We start from the raw sequence: 20,634 nt of genomic DNA on the forward strand, positions 1-20,634 counted from the left end.
GGAGGATTTCACGGTTTTGTCTGTTTTCTCGCAAGGGAATAAGCAAAAAGACCCATTCTCCGCTTAGATTTCCGGATAATGGGTCTGACTGTATGGGCCGTTGTCGGTTACGGACTATTGGTGTGTCGTCGAATTGGGATAGGCCAGCATGCGTTCAATTTTCTGTTTCGCTTTACGGACTTTGATGTCGTGAAGTTTCAGGAAACTTTGGAAAGCGAGAGCCCCTTCTTCCAAAGAGTCGGCCTCAAATTCCAATTCGTAGTCCATTTGATCTTGGTAGAAGCTTTTATCCAAGAAGTAGGTCCCTTTGTCCCCGGGAAAATCATAGCGAATGGTTGAGAGCTGCCCGATGATCACAAGATCTTCTATAGCTATGCCTAACTCCTTCAGTTTATCGGCCACATTTCCCGATGTCTTCATTCGGTGGGAGTCGACCAAAGCTTTTGCTTCTTCAAGAGGTAGATCGTCGTTTGTTTCTAATTTTTCATTTTCCTGAATAGGCGTTTTTAGTGTGATTTCACTTTTATCTTCATACATACGGATGCGCAGTCCGCTGTTCAGGCCCTTGAGTTTATAATCAAGTGTATCGAAATAGATGTTGGTTTGTTTGACAGGGTCTGTTTCATCAAGGTTGAAGGCAGAAAGCAACGCTTCGTATTCTTCTTTATTCAATAGGTTTTTGAATTCTTTTTCAATATTTTGGCTCATCGTGATTACTTCCTTTCGGTTTTGAGGTTCGTTTTGGTCGCGACAGCTGTTCAAAAATTCGAACCTTCGTTACAGTCAGTTCACCAGCGGATAGACCAGCAGGCGGTGTGAAAACTTATTCTTATTGTATCATAAGTTAGGTGGAGTTGATTATTTAGAGCCGCTGGTTCAAAAAGCATCCCGTGTATATTGGAAGTAAAAATGAATTCGGTCCTTTTCGACAAGAATTGTATAGAATCATAAATAATTGTGATAAAATAAAGTAGCATATACTATATGATAGGGTGTCGTTCTATGGAAAATAAGGAAGTTGAAAACTGGGATTCATTTTTAGCGCCGTACGAACAAGCGGTGGACGAATTAAAAGTTAAGCTGAAGGGAATCCGTAAGCAATACCGCGATGAGAATGCGCACGCGCCCATTGAATTCATCACTGGCCGCGTCAAAACGAAGGAAAGCATATTGGAAAAGGCTGAAGTCCGGGATATTGACCTGACCAGACTGGAACAGGACGTGCAGGATATTGCCGGCCTGCGGATCATGTGCCAATTTGTAGAGGACATACACGAAGTTGTGCGCCTTTTACGGGCAAGAAAAGACTTTAAGATCATCATAGAACGGGATTATGTTACACATAAAAAAGAGAGCGGTTATCGCTCATACCATATGGTGATCGAATATCCGGTCCAACGCATTTTCGAAGAGAAGAAAATACTTGTCGAAATTCAGATCAGGACACTGGCCATGAATTTTTGGGCAACAATCGAACATTCGTTGAACTACAAATATCGGGGCGAATATCCGGAAGAACTGCATGACCGCCTGATACGCGCGGCAGAAGCAGCCTTCCAACTTGACGAAGAGATGTCGGAAATACGCGAAGAAATCAAGGATGCACAGCGCTATTTTTCCGATAAAAAAGAATAAAGATGACAAGGTTGATCGAGAGGAGTCCAAATATGAAAATTGCACTGGTCCATAACCAGACGCCAGAGACTTTATCGGTCGCGGCGAAATTCAAAGAGATGTGCCTCTCTGAAAAAATCGGAATTGTCACGGACCATCCGGATCTCGTGGTGTCGATCGGGGGCGACGGCACCTTGCTGTCAGCTTTCCATAAGTACGAAAGCCAATTGAGCCAAGTGCGTTTTGTGGGGATCCATACCGGGCACCTGGGATTTTATACAGATTGGCGGACCTACGAACTGCCGGAGCTTGTCGAAAGCCTTAAGCATGATAAAGGGGAAAGTGTCAGCTATCCCTTGCTCGATATCCGCGTCAAGTATGCGGATGAGGAGGAAGAAACCCGCTATATCGCTTTGAATGAAGCGAGTCTGAAGAAAATGGACGGGACGATGGTTTGCGATATCTACGTGAAGGATGAGCTGTTCGAGACATTCCGGGGCGATGGTCTTTGTGTTTCCACGCCTACAGGTTCGACAGGTTTCAGTAAATCGCTTGGCGGAGCTGTTATCCATCCCCGAACGGAAGCTATTCAGCTGACGGAGATGGCTTCAGTGAATAACCGCATCTATCGGACGCTGAGCTCGCCCATGATCATTGCGAAAGACGAATGGATCGTCATCTATCCGCACAAGGAAGATCGCTTGATTTTGTCTGTAGATCATTTGACATTCAAGAAAAGAAGCATCGAACGATTGGTTTATCGGATTGCCCAGGAGCGTGTGCATTTTGCGCGTTATCGTCACACGCATTTCTGGGATCGGGTCGAAGATGCATTCATCGGCGTAAAGAAAAACGACAGGAACGAACGGACAAAGGAGCGGTGAATATGGCGACTAAAAAGTGGCTGCTGAAGACGCGTTTGAAGGAACAGCACATCGAAACGCTTAAGGAACTCTACCCGGATTACGAGATGATTACCGATGAAGCGGAAACAGAAGCGTTCGGTACAGTCGAGTGGACTGTCGGCTGGAATGACAAATTGACCAACCTGTTGGAGGGAGGGCAGTTGCCTGCATTGAGATGGGTCCAAGCGATTTCGGCGGGCGTGAACAGCCTTCCCTTAGCAACCTTTGAAAGAAAGGGAATCTATTTGACGAATGCGAGCGGCATCCACAGCGAACCGATAGCTGAATACGTAATCGGTGTACTGCTTTCGCATATGCGCGGATTGCGGACTGCAATCCTGAATCAGCCGCAACGGAAATGGGAACAGACCACGGAGCTCCAGGAACTGAAAGGCAAGACGATGATGATCGTAGGGGCAGGCCACATCGGTAATCGCCTGGGAGAATTGGCTAAAGCCTTCGGCATGAAAGTCATCGCTGTCAATCGCAGCGGCAAGGAGATACCTAGTTTGGATGTGACGGTCAAAATGGATAACATCGGTACGGTCATCGACTTTGCCGATGTTATCGTGGACATCCTCCCCCAAACGGATGAAACCTACCGCGTTTTTGATGATGCTCTTTTCTCGCGCATGAAAAAAGGTGTTCTCTTTGTGAATATGGGACGAGGGGTCACTGTGGACACCGCTAGCCTTATCAAGGCATTGGACAATGGGACAGTGGCTTATGCGGCTTTGGATGTGTTCGATGAGGAACCATTGCCTGCCGCCAGCCCTTTGTGGAATCATGAAAAGGTACTGGTTACGCCGCATTTTTCCGGGGTAGTTGAGCATTTCCGGGACAATCTGTTTGAGGTCGTTTTAGAAAATGCAGCGCGTTTCAAAAAAGACGGCAAACCAAGCCGCAACCTGATCGATTTTGAAAAAGAGTATTAACAAATAAAGTAGGGCTGCACCAGCGAGTCAGATGGTGCAGCCCTTTTTGTGGGCAATTTTTTTTTGCGCGATGACAGGGCATGAGTTGTGGAATGCCCTCATTTTGGTTAGAATAGGAATGTATGTTGCTGAGCAGAATCCTGAAGGTTTCAAGACCATTGGGTTTGCTGGGTAACCTGTTCCAATTTTGAAATAGCTTGGGACAAACTAAGGCGGCGGGCCCGCACACAGAGATTCGGTATAGAGTAGGGGTAGTGTAAAGTGATTTTTAGCTGGGTATATGAAAAAGAAGAGACGACACTGATGAAGACTTTTTTACGTTCAAAGGGCGTATCAAAAAGTCTGTTGGCCACCATCAAATTCGATGGAGGCAGTATCTGGCTGAACGGCAAAGAAAGAACAGTATTGGCGACCTTGGAAAAAGGCGATAAAGTGATGATCCGCATTCCGGATGAAGGGGAACACGAAACGACTGTCGGGGTGGACATGCCTTTGGACATTTTGTTTGAGGACGAGCACTTTTTGGTTGTGAACAAACCGTTTGGCGCTGCTTCCATCCCATCAAAGGTCCACCCGCGTCTTTCCATGGCGAATCGCGTGAAAGGCTACTATCAACAGCAAGGCTATGTGGACCAAGTCATCCATATTGTCACGCGTCTGGATCGTGATACGACCGGCGTCATGCTTTTTGCAAGGCATGGATACGCGCATGCTCTGATGGATACGCTGTTGCGCAACAAGGAAGTCGACAAAACGTACAGGGCGGTATTATCCGAACCAGTGCTGACAGAAACGCATGGATTCATCGATGCCCCCATCGGCAGGACTGAGGATTCGATCATAACGCGAATGGTCCGGGAAGACGGAAAACAAGCGCTGACGGAATATTGGTTGGATAAGTCCTATCCGGATGGACAGACTGTGAAAATCAAGTTGCATACGGGCAGGACCCATCAAATTCGGGTGCATTTCACCTCAATCGGTGCGCCTTTGCTTGGGGATGACCTTTATGGAGGGAAAGCTGACCCAGACATGTTACGGCAAGCCCTGCATTGCGAGTCATTGGCATTTGTGCATCCAATCAGTGGAGAACCTTTAAAGATAGAAGCACCGTTGCCGGATGATTTCATCAAATGGGAAAGCAGACAGAGGGACAAGGAGGCTGATATCCGTGTTGGAACCACAATATGAATTTGAACTAGACGAAGCGTTGGCGAAAATCCGCGAATCGCTCCAGGGCGAGGATATCGAAAGATTCCGTTCCGATTTTTTGGACTATCACCTCTACGATCAGGCCCAGATCTATCTGGCTTTGGCACCTGAAGAACGCATAACGATGTATCATTATCTCTCGGCGAATGAAATGGCTGACATGTTCGAAATCATCGAGGAAGATGTCGAGTCAGTCGAAGCGTATCTTTTGGAAATGAACAATCAATACGCGGCCGATATGTTGGCAAACATGTACGCCGATAATGCGGTAGATATGCTGAAGCAATTGAAGGATGAGCGGATTTGGCTTTACCTGCGCTTGATGCCTATGGAGGCAGCGAGAGAAATTCGGGCTTTGCTGAATTATGAAGACGAAACTGCCGGGGCCATCATGACGCCGGAATTCGTCTCTATCGTAGCCAACCAGACGGTCCGATCCGCGATGGCTATCCTTAAAAGCAAAGCGCCTGATGCGGAAACGATTTACTATATCTACGTCGTCAATGTGGATAATGTGCTGGTCGGGGTCATTTCCTTGAGGGATCTGATCGTGAATGATGAAGATATGATGATCAGCGATATCATGAGTGAGCGGATTGTATCGGTGAATGTAAAAGAAGGGCAAGAAGATGTTGCCCATAAAATCAGGGACTATGACTTCCTGGCTGTGCCGGTAGTCGACGAAAACAATGTATTGCTGGGGATCATCACTGTCGATGACATCATCGACGTCATCGATGAGGAAGCCGTCAGTGACTTCTCTGGTTTGGCCGGGGTCGACGTTGAGGAGCAATCAGAAAACCCATTTGTGGCTGCATCCAAGCGGTTACCGTGGTTAATTACGCTATTATTCTTGGGTATGGGAACGTCCACATTGATCAGCCAATATGAAGGATTGATTTCGGAAGCATCGATCCTTTCCGTATTTGTCACCTTGATCACCGGAACATCCGGTAATGCGGGGACACAATCACTTGCCGTCGCAGTCCGCAAAATCGGCATGCAGGATGATGAGGAGAAAAATTTGTTCCGTACCATTTTATCCGAGTTGGCGACCGGTTTGATTTCCGGGTTGGTTACTGGTGTCACGATTGCGCTTGTCATCGGTGTTTGGAAACAGAACTTCATCTTAGGTGGGATCATCGGCATTTCCATGTTGGTTGCCATCACGGTGGCGAATCTGGCTGGTAGCTTGATTCCGGTATTGATGGATCGTCTTGGCTTTGATCCTGCCGTTGCAAGCGGGCCGTTCATCTCAACATTCAGCGATTTGACTTCCGTTTTGATCTATTTCAACATCGCGAAACATTTTATCAGCACACTCATGTAGGTGCAAAAAAAACAGGCAAGGGATAAACAGCCGCTTCGGCTATGTCCATTGCCTGTTTTTTTTGTTGGCTTAGTGCTCGATTTCTACCCGGGATTTGCCATGGCTCTTGCGATTTTAATCGCTTAGAGACATGGCACACTTGACCGGTACGGTCACAGTGCATCATCGAAGTCTTTTTAAACGCGTTCTGATTCGCAGGGGATTCCGCTTAAGCTGCTATTACGTCACGGCCAAAAAGCGGCCGTTCTCGTAATAGCCTCTTAATGCTCATCCCCTAAACGCGAATCATCACGCTCTATTATTTTGTCCATGTCATGGTGCTGGATGCCGGCTTCTTCGTATTCTTCGCCGCAGATGGTGTAGCCGGCTTTTTCGTAAAAACCGATGGCGTGGTTCTGGGCTCCGAGGAACAGGCGCTTGCCGCCGAGTTCGCGGACGTGCCTTTCGATTTCCTGCATCAGGATGCTGCCGTATTTCTTTTCCCGTACGGCTTTGCGGATGGCAACGCGTTGCACCTTGTATTTTCCGTTTTCCATAGGATAGATCCGGGCGGTGGCAACCGGGATGGCTTCTGCATATCCGACGATATGCAAGGTCTTATCCTCCAAATCATCAATTTCTATGGAGACCGGCACCTGCTGCTCCTCCACGAATACTTCTTTGCGGATAGCTAAAGCATCCTGATAAGTTTGTGATTGTAAATTATGTGTCCATTCAAAATGCAACAAGGGGCTTTCCTCGCTTTCGAAATTTATTGGGCTCTCTGGAACCTCTCGTTCCATTTTACATGAATCGGCATTTTTTGTGTGAAATAATTGCTTTTGCCTCATTTTATCGGCTTATTTTGCTATACTAATATAATCAGCAAGAGGAGTGAAGAAGATGCAAAATATAATGGGAACGATCCAACAATTGACAAACATCCCGTCGCCGACAGGATATACGGCGGAAATCATTGATTTTTTGGATGAAAACTTGAAACAGAAGGGGTATGAACCTGAAAGAAATCATAAGGGCAGTCTGATGGTGACGGTTAAAGGCACTGAAGGTCAAAGCAGGCGATTCGTGACGGCGCATATCGATACACTAGGGGCAATGGTGCGCGCAATCAAACCGGATGGAAGACTGAAAATCGACCTGATCGGCGGATTCACTTATCATTCGATTGATGGGGAATATTGTACAATCCATAGTGCGGCCACAGGAAAAGACTGGACGGGAACGATATTGTTGCACCAAACGAGCGTCCATGTCTATAAAGACGCGCGCACGGCCGATCGCAATCAGGACAATATGGAAATCCGGCTGGATGCAGAAGTGCACAACGCCAAAGATGTTTCTGCGCTTGGTATCGGCGTAGGGGATTTCATCAGCTTTGCACCTCGGACGGAGATTACTCCGACCGGGTACATCAAATCAAGGCATCTGGACGATAAAGCCAGCGCGGCTATCCTGCTGCAGTTCCTGCACCGTATCGCGGACGAAAACTTGACGCTGCCTTACACGACTTGTTTCTTCTTTTCGAACAATGAGGAAATCGGCTACGGCGGCAACTCGAATATGCCGCCGCACACGGTGGAATATTTGGCCGTAGATATGGGAGCGATGGGCGACGACCAACAAACTGACGAATATACCGTATCCATCTGCGTGAAGGATGGATCGGGTCCTTACCACTTCGGACTTCGGCAACAGTTGGTCGGATTATGCGAATCACAGGAAATTCCTTATAAACTGGATATCTATCCGTTTTACGGCAGTGATGCATCAGCAGCCATGAAAGCGGGTTGGGATGTCCGCCACGCTTTGATCGGACCGGGGATCGATGCAAGCCATGCTTATGAACGTACCCATCGGAAGTCCTTGGAAGCCTGCTCCAAACTGTTGGAAGCGTATCTGTCCGCTCCGATGATTGGCATACAGCCTGGGAAACAAGAGGATATTGAATGGAACAATTAAGGAAAACGAATCTGCTCTACTGGAGTGTTTGGCTTTTGGTGATGGCGTGCCTGATATGGGTGTCCACCAAAATCGATTTTATTTTTTATCCGATCGGCGCCTTCATCTCGACGATCTTCACGCCAGTTCTTGTGGCGGGTTTTCTGTATTATATCTTCACACCGTTCATCGAAATGCTCGAGAACAGGCTGAACATCAAACGGCCGATAGGCATTCTCATCGTCATGGTTCTGCTGATCGGCATCGTCATTTTCTCTTTTCTGGGACTCATTCCGAATCTGGTGAACCAAATCGGAGAACTGTTGACGAATTTGCCTAGCGTGATCCGTTCCTTGAATAAACTCTATCAACAAGTGATTGAACAGGAATGGGTTGAGCGTCTGGATATTCCGACCCAATTGTCTCAGTTGAGCGGAAATATCCAAAGCAGCATCAGCGCCTTCCTGAATGGCTTGACGGGCAGCATCGGTTCCGTACTCTCGGCCGTAGCTAATATCGCGTTGCTTGTCATCATCATTCCATTGATTTTTTTCTACATGCTGAAGGATGGGCATAAGTTTCCTGAAGCGGTCGCTCAATTGCTGCCGCATGAATATTCCTCTGATGTACTTGCGTTGTTCAAGGAAATCAACAAAACAATCGCCAAATACATCAGCGGGCAGGCGCTCGTCTGTCTGTTCGTCGGGACGTTCACCTTTATCGGGTATCTGCTGATCGGGCTTCCGTACGCCTTCCTGCTTGGGGTCACGGCAGCCATCACGAACATCATTCCCTACCTGGGGCCATACATTGGCTTGATTCCGGCAGCGATAATCGGGTTGACAATCTCCCCGACAAAAGCACTGTTGGTCTGTGTCGTCGTGTTGGTGGTACAGCAAGTGGAATCGAACATCATTTCTCCGAATGTTTTGGGCAAAACGCTGGATATGCATCCGCTGACGATTCTGTTTCTACTATTGGCTGCAGGCAAAATCTCCGGTGTACTGGGAATGATATTGGCGATTCCCGCATATGCAGTCGTGAAAACAATCGTCCAATATGTCCACCGTTATGTAAAAAACAGAAGGAAAAAAGTGTTGCATAAACAATAAAAAAAATTAATGTGGATTCCGAGGGTTATTGATTGCTTTTTACCTTTGGAATCCTTTATTATGTAAAAAGTGTTAAGGGCATAACGAATCAATTTGTGCAGTTTTTATTATGAATTATGAGAATTACGGCGATTGGTTTGTGCAAAATATATTAATACGGAAATTTTAGGAGGAAGTACAATGAAAGTAATCGTAGTGGGATGTACGCATGCCGGAACGTCAGCAGTGAAGACAATTTTGAAGGAGAATCCAGGTACTGAATTAACAGTATACGAAAGAAACGACAACGTTTCATTCTTGTCATGCGGGATTGCGCTTTACGTCGGCGGTGTCGTAAAAGATCCACAAGGATTATTCTACTCTAACCCTGAGGAACTTGCTTCATTAGGCGCAAACGTAAACATGCAACATGATGTAACAAGCATTGATACAGCTGCTAAAACTGTTTCTGTGAAAAACTTAGTTACCGGCGAAGAATTTCAAGACACATATGACAAGTTAGTTTTAACGATCGGCTCATGGCCAATCATCCCGCCAATCGAAGGCATCCAAAGCAAAAATGTTTTGCTTTGCAAAAACTATAACCAAGCGAAAGAAATCATCGCTCGCAAAGACGATAAAAAGAAAATCGTCGTTGTCGGCGGCGGCTACATCGGTATCGAGTTAGTTGAAGCTTTTGCTAACGACGGTAAAGAAGTTACATTGGTCGATGGTTTGGATCGCATTTTGAATAAATATTTGGATTCTGAATTTACGGACATCCTTGAAGATGACTTGCGCGCACATGGCGTAAAAGTACAATTGAATGAAATGGTTAAAGGCTTCAAAGAGAACGAAGCTGGAGATATCACTACAGTAGTTACAACAGGCGGAGAATACGAAGCTGAAATGGTCATCTTATGCGTAGGGTTCCGACCGAATACGGACCTTGTCAAAGGCCAAGTGGATATGATGAAGAACGGTGCGATCATCGTGAATGATTACATGCAAACAAGCTTGCCTGACGTTTACGCAGCAGGAGACAGCTGTGCGGTAAACTACAATCCGAACGGCGGACATGCCTATATTCCATTGGCAACAAACGCTGTGCGTATGGGATTGTTGGTCGGTAAAAACATCAACGGACCTAAAATGAAATACCGCGGAACACAATCCACTTCAGGATTGTACCTGAATGGCTTCACTATCGGTTCTACCGGTGTGAACGATGCAAGTGCTGAAGCTTTCGGACTTGAAACACGTTCCGTAGTTCTGGAAGACTTCTACCGTCCGGAATTCATGCCATCAAATGAAAAAGTGCTGATGAAACTTGTTTACGAAGTAGGTACGAACCGCATCGTCGGCGGACAGCTGATGTCCAAGTATGACATCACACAATCAGCCAATACTTTATCATTGGCTATCCAAAACAAAATGACGATCGAAGACTTGGCTCTTGTCGACTTCTTCTTCCAACCTCATTTTGACCGTCCTTGGAACTACTTGAACTTGTTGGCTCAAAAAGCTTTGGAACAAGAAGCGGAGTTAGCTGCTAAATAATTCAATTCCATCTTTTGGAACCCCTCCGTTAATCGCGCCGTTGATTAACGGAGGGGTTCTTTGTGGAATGGACGGTGTTTCCGGATAAAACACTTGTTTTTTTGGCCGGGTCATTAGATAATGAAAGGTAACAATGAACTTTCAAAGAGATATAAAAACGAAGGAGAAACAATCTATGACCACAGACCCCAGTAATCAGACCTTGCTTTGGCAACTGCTGCTGATTGCGGTATTGACATTGGTGAACGCATTTTTTGCGGCATCCGAAATCGCATTTGTTTCACTGAACAAAAATAGGGTGGCGAATCAAGCTATCAAAGGGGATGAAAAAGCGCGCAAAATTTTGGCGCTATTGGACCATTCCGATGATTTTTTGGCGACTATCCAAGTTGCCATTACTTTCGCGGGCTTCCTTTCCAGTGCTTCGGCTGCCAATACTTTCGCAGCCAGACTCGATCCCTACTTGAGCAATATACCCGGCGCAGAACAGGCTGCCATCCTGATCGTGACATTAGCGCTCTCCTACATTTCCTTGGTCTTCGGTGAACTGTATCCGAAACAACTCGGTCTGCAACGCCCTGAAGAAGTGGCGCGGGCAGGTGCGGGCTTCATCACTGTCGTCCAAAAGCTGATGAAACCTTTCGTTTGGTTTTTGTCCTTTTCCACCAGTGTGCTGGAAAAAATGACGCCGATCACGTTCTCGAGCGGCAACGATATGTTTTCGCGTGAAGAAGTGCGGGAGCTGTTGGAAAAGAGCAGCGATGAAGGGACCATCGAACGGATGGAATTCAACATGCTGAAGGGAGTGCTTTCCATGGACAACAAAATGGCCCGGGAGGTTATGGTGCCGCGGACGGACACTTTCATGCTGAATGTGAACGATGATATGGAGGCGAACATAGAAGCAGCATTGGATTCCCCGTATACCCGCATACCGATCTATGAAGATGACAAGGACAATATAATTGGTGTGTTGCATCTGAAGAATTTATTGAAGGAATCCAAGAATACCCCAATAAATCAGATCGATCTGCGCAAAATCATGAATGAGCCTCTGTTTGTTCCGGAAACGATCATGACGGATGAATTGATGTCCTACCTGAAGAAAAGTCATAACCAATTGGCGTTGCTCCATGACGAATATGGCGGCATGGTCGGGATTGTGACCTTGGAGGACATTCTGGAAGAAATCGTGGGCGACATCGAGGATGAATACGATGAAAGTTATGTGCTGATTGCGCGGGTCGGCGATAATGTGTACGAAGCCGATGGAGCTACGCCTTTGCATCGCTTCAATGATTATTTTGGCACGCAACTTGAATCAGCGGATGTCGATACGATCGCTGGTTATCTTTTGACTGAGTTGGGTGAGTTTCCGGAAGAAAATGAGGAAGCTTCCATCGAAGAAAACGGATTGGTCATCAAAACGTTGGAGTTCGACAATCGCCGTCTGCTGAAAGTCGGAGTATCTTACATGAACGAAAATGATCGGCCCGCAAAAGAACGTTTTAAAGAAGACGAGGCAGCGGCAGATGCCGAAGAAGCTGCCGATTTAACAGAAGAAACAAAATGAATGCTGAGCAGTTTTGCCCGGATCGATAAAAGTCGGTCTGGGTGAGACTGCTTTCTTGCAATCGGGATCAGCATGAACACGGCTACCAACCCTTATTTTGGGCCCGCATACTGTCGCAACGACAATCTTGTGGAATGCTCGGATTTCTTGTATAATAACAAAGGTATTGTCGTGGGTTAGCGTGTGCATATTGCTCATGCTATCTTTTTGTTTAGATAGCGTTCACGATGTCACGATGGAGATATTCGAAAAAGGAGAACAATATGACTCAAACATTAGCAGATAAAGTAAAAGCAAGAAGAACTTTTGCCATCATTTCCCATCCGGATGCCGGTAAAACGACCATCACGGAGCAGTTGTTGTTGTTCGGGGGCGCAATCCGCCAAGCAGGGACGGTAAAAGGGAAAAAATCAGGCAGATTCGCCAAATCGGATTGGATGGATATCGAAAAACAAAGGGGTATTTCGGTAACCAGTTCGGTCATGCAGGTTGATTATGACGGAAAACAGATCAATATTTTGGATACACCCGGGCATGAGGATTTCTCGGAAGATACGTACCGTACGCTGATGGCTGTGGACAGCGCAGTGATGGTCATCGATAGCGGGAAGGGTATTGAGCCCCAGACAAAGAAATTATTCAAAGTCTGCAGCATGAGAGGGATTCCGATCTTTACCTTCATCAATAAATTGGACCGTGATGGCCGCGAGCCGATGGATCTGATTGCGGAGTTGGAAGAAGTTTTGGGGATCGATGCCTATCCGATGAACTGGCCTATGGGCATGGGGAAAAATTTGTTGGGCCTGTATGACATCTACAATAATCGTGTGGAATTGACTCATCCTGAAGAGAATGAAGACAATGATTTTCTGCCGCTGAATGAAGACGGCGAAATCGAAGGCGATTACCAAGTGATGCAATCAACCATCTATACCCAAGCGGTTGAAGATGTTCAATTGCTGAAAGAGGCGGGCAACGACTTTTCAGAAGAAGCGATCGCGGCCGGGAAATTGACGCCTGTCTTCTTCGGATCAGCTTTGACTGGATTCGGCGTCCAGACATTTCTTGATGCCTTTGTGGATTTTGCTCCGAGCCCAAGTGAGCATATGACCGTAGCGGAAGAGATTGTTGAACCTACGGATGAAAACTTTACCGGATTCATCTTCAAGATCCAAGCGAATATGAATCCGGCTCACCGAGACAGGATTGCCTTCGTGCGGGTCTGCTCCGGTGAATTCAAACCCGGAATGGACGTTTATGTACACCGTACCGGCAAAAAGATCAAACTGGCGCATACGACGCAGTTCATGGCCGATTCCCGTGAGCAAGTCCAAACGGCGGTAGCCGGAGACATCATCGGGCTATACGACACAGGTAACTTCCAGATCGGCGATACGATCTATGAAGGCAAAAAAGGCCTTCAGTTCGAAGCGTTGCCGCAATTTACACCGGAACTGTTCATGAAAGTCACTCCGAAAAACGTCATGAAGCAGAAATCTTTCCATAAAGGTGTGCAACAATTGGTTCAAGAAGGAGCCATCCAGTTGTACAAAACCTACCATACAGAGGATTACATTCTGGGTGCGGTCGGCCAATTGCAGTTTGAGGTTTTCCAGTACCGCCTGCTGCACGAATACAACGCGGAAGTCGAAATGACACCGATGGGCTCCAAGATTGCCCGATGGATTGACTCGGAAGACCTGGATCCGAACATGTCCTCAAGCCGTAACCTATTGTGCCGCGACCGTTTCGGTAATCCTGTATTCCTTTTTGAAAACCAATTTGCTATGCGTTGGTTCGAAGACAAATATCCGGAAGTCAAATTGACAGCTTTGCTTTGATTTGAATCACCAAAAAATCAAAAAAAACGCACATTGCTGAAAAGCAGTGTGCGTTTTGCGTTAAGAAGAGTTTTTTTTCGATTGCAGAAAATGTCAATCATTTCAGATGAGATAGCTCCACGAAGTTATGACCAGGCATAACTTCCACATCGTCAACGGTAAGGTGCAACAATTTCGTCAGAACAAAGTCGATTTCGCTTTGCTTCACGCGACGGTTTTTGTTGAGGATGATGACATCCTCATGTGTTGCGGCACCGGTAAAGATGACTGTAGTTTGTCCCAAAGAATACACTTTGACAAATTGAGCATCGGTGTTGGCCAATTGCTCACGTACAAGATCAGCGTGGCTATTTGTAACATCGATCAATTTCATGGACGAACACCCCTAACTTAGGTTGGCTGTTTATAGAATAATTATATAACAACTGTTCATTTATTTAAAGAGTAAACAAACAAATGAATAATTTTCATTACCTTCCAAACGAGAAAGGCAAGAGAAGTCAGTGACAACTCTTGCCTTTTGTTGTTCAGTCTTTTGTTTCTGTGCGTTCGACTTTGCTGACGACAATCAGATTGCCTTCTTCATCTGCGTCGACAAACAAATCTTTGATTTTCGGATTATCTAAGTAGAATTCAGCTACCTGGTCCTCGATCTGATCCTGGATGACGCGGCGCAGCGGGCGTGCACCCATGCTTGGGTCATATCCCAGATCGATAAGGCGATCTTTTGCTTTCTGCGAGACGGTAACGCTGATTTCCTTATCCTTCAACAATTCGTTGACGTCATCCAACATAAGCGTGACGATGCTGCTCAAATTCTCTTTGGACAACTGGTTGAACTCGACGATCGCATCGAAGCGGTTGATGAATTCAGGCTTGAAGTAATCGCTCAAGCGGTTCAGGATGGAATGCGTCTTGCCTTTCATGGCTGCGCCAAAGCCTACACTTGCTTCCTGGACGCCCGTGCCGGCATTGCTGGTCATGATGATGATGGTGTCTTTGAAGCTGACGGTTCTGCCTTGGGAATCCGTCAGGCGGCCGTCGTCAAGGATCTGCAGGAAGAGGTGCATGACATCCGGGTGGGCTTTTTCGACTTCATCCAGAAGCAGAATGCTGTAGGGACTGCGGCGGACACGCTCGGTCAATTGTCCGGCTTCGTCATAGCCGATGTACCCTGGAGGCGAACCGATCAATTTGGAGACGGCGTGTTTCTCCATGTATTCGCTCATGTCGAAGCGGATGATCGCATCTTCTGTACCGAACATTTCGATCGCCAACTGTTTGGCCAATTCGGTCTTGCCGACACCGGTAGGTCCCACAAACAAGAAGGAGCCGATCGGGCGGTTTTTGCGGCTTAATCCGATACGGTTTCTGCGGATCGCTTTGGATACTTTGTCGATGGCTTCGTCCTGGCCGATGACATTTTTCTTCAGATCGGCATCAAGATTCCTCAATTGCGTTTGTTCTTTTTCAAGCAACTCACCGACCGGGATATTTGTTTTGATCTCAATGATCTTTTGGATATCCTGTTCCGTGACGACGGGATCACCATCGGCTGGCGTCGGATTTTGTTTCATCTTATTCAGATTTGTGATCTGATCGCGATAATAGGCAGCTTTTTCATAATCTTCCGCATGCAGGGCGGCTTGTTTTTCCCGTTCCGCCGTTTCGATGCGCTCCTCGATCTGTTGCGGATCGATTGGCTTAATGGTCAGGTTCTTTTTGGATCCGGACTCATCAAGCAAGTCGATGGCTTTGTCCGGAAGGAAACGATCCTGGATATAGCGGTGCGACAATTTGACAGCCGCTTCCAGTGCCTTATCCGAATATTTGACGTGATGATAATCTTCGTATTTCGGACGGATGCCTTGGAGAATGATCAACGTCTGTTCAGGTGTCGGTTCATTCACGCGGACGGGCTGGAATCGGCGTTCCAATGCAGCGTCTTTTTCGATTCTGCGGTACTCGTTCAGCGTTGTGGCTCCGACCAATTGCAGTTCGCCTCTCGCAAGGGCGGGCTTCAGGATATTGCCTGCATCCATACTTCCCTCAGCGTTTCCTGCACCGACAATCTCATGGATTTCATCGATGAAGAGGATGATTTGTTTGTTCGCGCGGATTTCATCCATCAGCTTCTGCATCCGTTCTTCGAATTGGCCGCGGATGCCGGTTCCTTGGACGAGCGAGACGACATCCAAGCGGATCACTTCTTTGTCCAGCAATTTCTGAGGAACATCACCGTCCACGATTTTTTGGGCAAGGCCTTCCACTACGGCTGTTTTGCCGACACCAGCTTCCCCTGTGAGTACCGGATTATTTTTCGTGCGGCGATTCAGGATTTCGATGACGCGTGCGATTTCACTGTCTCTTCCGATGACAGGGTCGATGCCGCCATCGCGGGCCAATTGCGTCAGGTTGATGCCGTATTCGTCAAGCAAGCCGCCTTTGCCGCCGCCTTTTCCTCCACGGGCAGCTTCAGGGGCAGGTGGCTGTTGGAAATTCTGTTCTTGGTTTTGCTGCATTTTCTTGAAGAAGGAATCCAGATTACCGAAAGAAAAAGGGTCTACGGGGCCTTGGGATCTTGGATTCGGATTGTTTTGTTGCGATTGAGCGGCTTTGAATTCTTGATAGCAACTCTGGCATAAGTCGATTTGGCGTCTTTGTCCATTCACGCTGGCATACAGATGAATGGAAGCTTGGTTTTTTTCGCAATTTTGACAAAGCATGGCAATCTTCCTTTCTATATGGATCATAGCTACATGTATATTATAGTAGTAACGGCTAAGGAAATCTCGCGAGAAGGTATCCTGACCAACTCTGACCTTATGCCCCCCATTATACATTGACCTATTTTGACTTTCAAGTGGTATGACCTGAACAAAGCAAAAAAATTATTCGCGGGACGGCATCCAGCCATATGAGAAGGTTGTATTAAATTAGTGGCATTTCCGCAATTATGACAAAAATTTGAACGAATCTGGTTAAAACAGTTGTAGTATAAAGCGAAAGATGGTAATCTTATTCAATGAAAGGGTTATTTTTGATTCGGTTTCCCATTTTTCTGTTATAATGGAAACGTATTAAAAGTACCTTAAATAAATACATCTCAAAAGGGGTTTATGACATGGAAAGAAAAGAATATCACGTAATCGCAGAAACAGGGATTCACGCACGTCCAGCAACTTTATTGGTGCAAACTGCAAGCAAGTTTAATTCAGATATCAATTTAGAATACAAAGGTAAATCAGTTAACTTAAAATCCATTATGGGTGTAATGTCATTAGGCGTAGGCCAAGGCGCTGATGTTGTCATCACTGCAGAAGGTCCGGACGAAGCAGACGCTATGGCTGGAATCACTGCAACAATGGTAAAAGAAGGGCTAGCAGAGTAATATGAAAAACCACTTACAAGGAATAGCAGCTAGTGACGGTATTGCAATCGCGAAAGCATATTTGCTTACTGAACCGGATCTATCCTTTGAGAAGCGTAAAGTGGAAGATTCAGAAGGCGAAATTGCTCGCCTTTTGCAAAGCTTTGAAACCGCTAAATCAGAGGTAAGTGCAATCAGGGACAAAGCGGCAGTGTCACTTGGCGAAGAAGAAGCACAAGTTTTTGATGCGCATTTAATGGTATTATCCGATCCAGAAATGATTGGATCAATGAATTCAAACATCCGCGACAACGGTGTCAATGCTGAATCAGCACTTTCTGATGTTGCCGGCATGTTCATCGGTATGTTCGAAGCGATGGAAGACAATCCATACATGCAAGAACGTGCAGCGGATATCCGCGACGTTACTGAGCGTGTATTGAGCCACCTGTTGGGTGTTAAAATCCCTAACCCATCGACAATCACTGAAGAAGTGATTGTCGTTGCTAGAGATTTGACTCCTAGTGATACTGCTCAATTGAACCGTGATTATGTTAAAGGATTCGTTACCGACATCGGTGGACGTACATCCCACAGCGCAATCATGGCCCGCTCTTTGGAGATTCCTGCAATTGTAGGTTCAAAAGAGATCACACAAATCGTCAAAGATGGCGATATCATCATTTTGGATGGTTTGGATGGCGACGTCTTCATCAATCCTGATGAAGAAACATTAGCTGCATACAAGAAGAAAGCTGAAGAGTTTTCTTCGATGCAAGCTGAATGGCACAAACTGAAGAATGCAGATACAGTTACAGCAGACGGTAAACATATCGAATTGGCAGCCAATATCGGAACGCCTAAAGATTTGGAAGGCGTTATCGCTAACGGCGCTGAAGCGGTAGGTCTATACCGTACTGAATTCCTGTACATGGATTCTTCGGACTTCCCGACAGAAGATGAGCAATTCGATGCTTATAAAGCTGTTTTGGAAGGCATGGAAGGCAAACCTGTCGTTGTCCGTACAATGGATATCGGTGGGGACAAAGAATTGCCTTATCTGGAATTGCCGAAAGAAATGAATCCATTCTTGGGTTACCGTGCAATCCGCATTTGTTTAGCTGAACCAGAGATGTTCCGTACACAATTGCGTGCATTGTTGCGTGCTTCCGTTTACGGTAAATTGCGCATCATGTTCCCGATGATTGCAACTCTGAACGAATTCAGAGCAGCAAAAGCGATGTTGGATGAAGAAAAAGCGAATCTTTTGGCCGATGGCGTAGAAGTCGCTGATGATATCCAAGTTGGTATCATGATCGAAATCCCAGCAGCTGCTGTTTTAGCTCATCAATTCGCTAAAGAAGTAGATTTCTTCAGTATCGGAACAAATGACTTGATCCAATACACAATGGCGGCAGACCGCATGAACCAACAAGTTTCGTACTTGTATCAACCGTACAACCCAGCTATCCTTACGCTGATCAAGCATGTTATCGATGCTTCTCATGCTGAAGGCAAATGGACTGGTATGTGTGGCGAGATGGCCGGCGACCAAACAGCGGTTCCGTTGTTGGTAGGTCTTGGTTTGGATGAGTTCTCCATGAGCGCATCCAGCGTCCTGAAAACACGCAGCTTGATGAAACGTTTGGATTCCAAAGAAATGGAAACATTAGCGGACAAAGCGATCAATGAATGCACGACTGTTGAAGAAGTCATTGCGTTGGTTGAAGAAATGAAAGCTAAATTAGTAGACTAGCCGATTCAGGTTAAAAAGGCCGGGCATGCTTGCATGCCTGGTCTTTTTGTGTGCCTGCGATTTAAAACCGATCTTGGATATACAGCACCTGTTATTTGCGCATCCCGTTTCGAGCGAATATATTTTAAAAAAGTAGGTCTGGCGGATGAGTGACAAATATCAAAATGTTCTATATACTGAACATATTGAGTCATTATAAATTTGATGGGATTTTTTCGAGGTGAAATCATGAGAATAGGCATGTTTACAGATTCGTATTTTCCTCAAGTGAGCGGGGTTTCCACTTCAATCCGCACCTTGAAAGAGGAATTGGAGGCAGAAGGTCATGAGGTCATCATTTTTACCACAACCGACCCGAAAGCTGACGAATCTGAAAAAAATATAATCCGTTTGACCAGTATCCCGTTCTTATCCTTCAAAGATCGTAGGGTTGCGGTCAAAGGGATGAACAAAGCGTTGAAGGAAGCGAAGAAACAGAAGATTGATATCGTGCACACGCATACAGAGTTCAGTTTGGGCTTGACGGGGAAATTCGTCGGGTACATGCTGGAGATTCCCACGGTGCATACCTATCACACCATGTACGAAAAATATCTGCACTACATCGCTAAAGGGAAAGTTGTGAAACCCCGTGCGGTGAAGATAGCCTCCCGTTATTTCTGCAACAGTACGATGGGCATCATTGCTCCAAGTGAGCAAATGAAGGAGAAATTGGCATCCTACAACATCTACAAAGAAATTCGCGTCATTCCAACGGGTGTCAAGATACCCGAACAGATTGTCGGCATCAAATCCCGAAAGCGCGAAGAGTTGGGCATTTCGGATTCCGAATTGGTGCTGCTCTCCCTCAGCAGGTTGTCTTCAGAAAAAAATCTGGATAAGCTTGTTCATGCCTTTCCTGAGGTTGTCGAATCCTACCCATCCGCAAAGCTTGTGTTCGTCGGTGACGGGCCGATGCGCCATGAGTTGGAGGCGTTGGTGGCGGGAATGAATTTGATCCCTAATGTGATTTTTGTCGGGGAAGTCAGAAATGAAGATGTCAGCGAATATTATCAGATGGCGGATATTTATATCAATGCTTCCGAATCAGAGACGCAAGGCTTGACATACTTGGAATCGATCGTAAATTGGTGTCCGGTCATTGCTAAACGGAATGACTATTTATCCGGTCTGATAACAGAGGACAGCCTAGGGATGTTATTCGAAGAGGATGACAAAATCGGCAAGACCATCATCGCATATGCGGAGTTTTTTCACAGTTCCGATGTTGCGATCAACCAAGAAGTATGGGATGAATTGATGCAGGAAATTTCTTCAAAAGCATTTGCGGATGCCGTATTGAGCTATTATCAAACAAGTATCGACATTTATGAATCGCAGCCGCGCGAAGAATTGAAATTAAGAGTGAATCTCCTGGAGAAAATCAAACGTTGAGCCCGAACGCCGGGAAGCAGATTGCTTGGATGATCTGTTTCCCGGCGCTTTTTTGTTTTTATCTGCGCAAGGCGT

At 46.2% G+C, this 20,634-nt stretch carries 17 protein-coding genes; 13 read left to right on the forward strand and 4 right to left on the reverse strand.

Annotation, left to right across the window (positions count from 1 at the left end):
* Nucleotides 1-114: 114 nt before the first annotated feature.
* Nucleotides 115-708, reverse strand: coding sequence for a CYTH domain-containing protein (locus C8U37_RS00385; RefSeq protein WP_108031258.1), 594 nt, complete (start codon nt 706-708; stop codon nt 115-117).
* 294 nt (nt 709-1,002) lie between these two features.
* On the opposite strand from C8U37_RS00385, the gene yjbM reads away from it, so the two are divergent.
* The 5 genes from yjbM to mgtE all read left to right on the forward strand — a co-directional run bounded on the left by yjbM (nt 1,003) and on the right by mgtE (nt 5,996).
* Nucleotides 1,003-1,635 carry a GTP diphosphokinase gene (yjbM, locus tag C8U37_RS00390; RefSeq protein WP_108031260.1) on the forward strand — a complete coding sequence of 211 codons (633 nt, stop codon included), beginning with the start codon at nt 1,003-1,005 and terminating at the stop codon, nt 1,633-1,635.
* Between the two features lie 32 nt (nt 1,636-1,667).
* Entirely contained in the window at nt 1,668-2,498 is an 831-nt protein-coding gene (locus C8U37_RS00395) for an NAD kinase (protein WP_108031262.1), read from the forward strand.
* 2 nt (nt 2,499-2,500) lie between these two features.
* Complete coding sequence (locus C8U37_RS00400; RefSeq protein WP_108031264.1) at nt 2,501-3,454, forward strand: NAD(P)-dependent oxidoreductase; 954 nt, start codon at nt 2,501-2,503, stop codon at nt 3,452-3,454.
* Nucleotides 3,455-3,757: 303 nt separating this feature from the next.
* A complete protein-coding gene (locus C8U37_RS00405) occupies nt 3,758-4,645 on the forward strand; it encodes an RluA family pseudouridine synthase (RefSeq protein ID WP_425445649.1) in 888 nt (295 codons plus the stop codon).
* Entirely contained in the window at nt 4,626-5,996 is a 1,371-nt protein-coding gene (gene mgtE / locus C8U37_RS00410) for a magnesium transporter (RefSeq protein WP_245879732.1), read from the forward strand. The genes C8U37_RS00405 and mgtE overlap by 20 nt, the downstream gene beginning before the upstream one ends.
* 260 nt (nt 5,997-6,256) lie before the next feature.
* Here mgtE and C8U37_RS00415 read toward each other — a convergent pair whose 3' ends face one another.
* Nucleotides 6,257-6,724: a GNAT family N-acetyltransferase gene (locus C8U37_RS00415; protein ID WP_245879733.1), complete on the reverse strand. Its 468-nt coding sequence runs from the start codon at nt 6,722-6,724 to the stop codon at nt 6,257-6,259.
* Between the two features lie 154 nt (nt 6,725-6,878).
* On the opposite strand from C8U37_RS00415, the gene C8U37_RS00420 reads away from it, so the two are divergent.
* The 5 genes from C8U37_RS00420 (at nt 6,879) to C8U37_RS00440 (ending at nt 13,999) form a co-directional block, all read left to right on the forward strand.
* Nucleotides 6,879-7,955 carry a M42 family metallopeptidase gene (locus C8U37_RS00420; protein WP_108031272.1) on the forward strand — a complete coding sequence of 359 codons (1,077 nt, stop codon included), beginning with the start codon at nt 6,879-6,881 and terminating at the stop codon, nt 7,953-7,955.
* The gene (locus tag C8U37_RS00425; RefSeq protein WP_108031274.1) at nt 7,943-9,046 is read left to right on the forward strand and encodes an AI-2E family transporter; all 1,104 of its coding nucleotides are present in this window, start codon (nt 7,943-7,945) and stop codon (nt 9,044-9,046) included. The genes C8U37_RS00420 and C8U37_RS00425 overlap by 13 nt, the downstream gene beginning before the upstream one ends.
* A gap of 180 nt (nt 9,047-9,226) precedes the next feature.
* Nucleotides 9,227-10,585: an FAD-dependent oxidoreductase gene (locus C8U37_RS00430; protein ID WP_108031276.1), complete on the forward strand. Its 1,359-nt coding sequence runs from the start codon at nt 9,227-9,229 to the stop codon at nt 10,583-10,585.
* 175 nt (nt 10,586-10,760) lie between these two features.
* Nucleotides 10,761-12,158 carry a hemolysin family protein gene (locus C8U37_RS00435; protein WP_108031278.1) on the forward strand — a complete coding sequence of 466 codons (1,398 nt, stop codon included), beginning with the start codon at nt 10,761-10,763 and terminating at the stop codon, nt 12,156-12,158.
* 263 nt (nt 12,159-12,421) lie between these two features.
* Entirely contained in the window at nt 12,422-13,999 is a 1,578-nt protein-coding gene (locus C8U37_RS00440) for a peptide chain release factor 3 (protein WP_108031280.1), read from the forward strand.
* 97 nt (nt 14,000-14,096) lie between these two features.
* Here C8U37_RS00440 and C8U37_RS00445 read toward each other — a convergent pair whose 3' ends face one another.
* Together C8U37_RS00445 and C8U37_RS00450 are read right to left on the reverse strand one after the other, a co-directional pair.
* On the reverse strand, nt 14,097-14,372 hold the full coding sequence (locus C8U37_RS00445; protein ID WP_068623254.1) for a DUF1827 family protein: 276 nt from the start codon (nt 14,370-14,372) through the stop codon (nt 14,097-14,099).
* 154 nt (nt 14,373-14,526) lie between these two features.
* Nucleotides 14,527-16,725 (reverse strand): ATP-dependent Clp protease ATP-binding subunit, encoded by a 2,199-nt coding sequence (locus tag C8U37_RS00450; RefSeq protein WP_108031282.1) that lies wholly within the window; start codon nt 16,723-16,725, stop codon nt 14,527-14,529.
* A gap of 398 nt (nt 16,726-17,123) precedes the next feature.
* Here C8U37_RS00450 and C8U37_RS00455 point away from each other — a divergent pair, with 398 nt between their 5' ends.
* The 3 genes from C8U37_RS00455 to C8U37_RS00465 all read left to right on the forward strand — a co-directional run bounded on the left by C8U37_RS00455 (nt 17,124) and on the right by C8U37_RS00465 (nt 20,559).
* Nucleotides 17,124-17,390 carry a phosphocarrier protein HPr gene (locus C8U37_RS00455; protein ID WP_108031284.1) on the forward strand — a complete coding sequence of 89 codons (267 nt, stop codon included), beginning with the start codon at nt 17,124-17,126 and terminating at the stop codon, nt 17,388-17,390.
* A gap of 1 nt (nt 17,391) precedes the next feature.
* The gene (ptsP, locus tag C8U37_RS00460; RefSeq protein WP_108031286.1) at nt 17,392-19,125 is read left to right on the forward strand and encodes a phosphoenolpyruvate--protein phosphotransferase; all 1,734 of its coding nucleotides are present in this window, start codon (nt 17,392-17,394) and stop codon (nt 19,123-19,125) included.
* A 228-nt stretch (nt 19,126-19,353) separates the two neighbouring features.
* Nucleotides 19,354-20,559 (forward strand): glycosyltransferase, encoded by a 1,206-nt coding sequence (locus tag C8U37_RS00465; RefSeq protein ID WP_108031288.1) that lies wholly within the window; start codon nt 19,354-19,356, stop codon nt 20,557-20,559.
* Nucleotides 20,560-20,634: the final 75 nt, after the last annotated feature.

It is taken from the genome of Trichococcus patagoniensis, assembly GCF_003051085.1.
Classification (GTDB): Bacteria; Bacillota; Bacilli; order Lactobacillales; family Aerococcaceae; genus Trichococcus; species Trichococcus patagoniensis.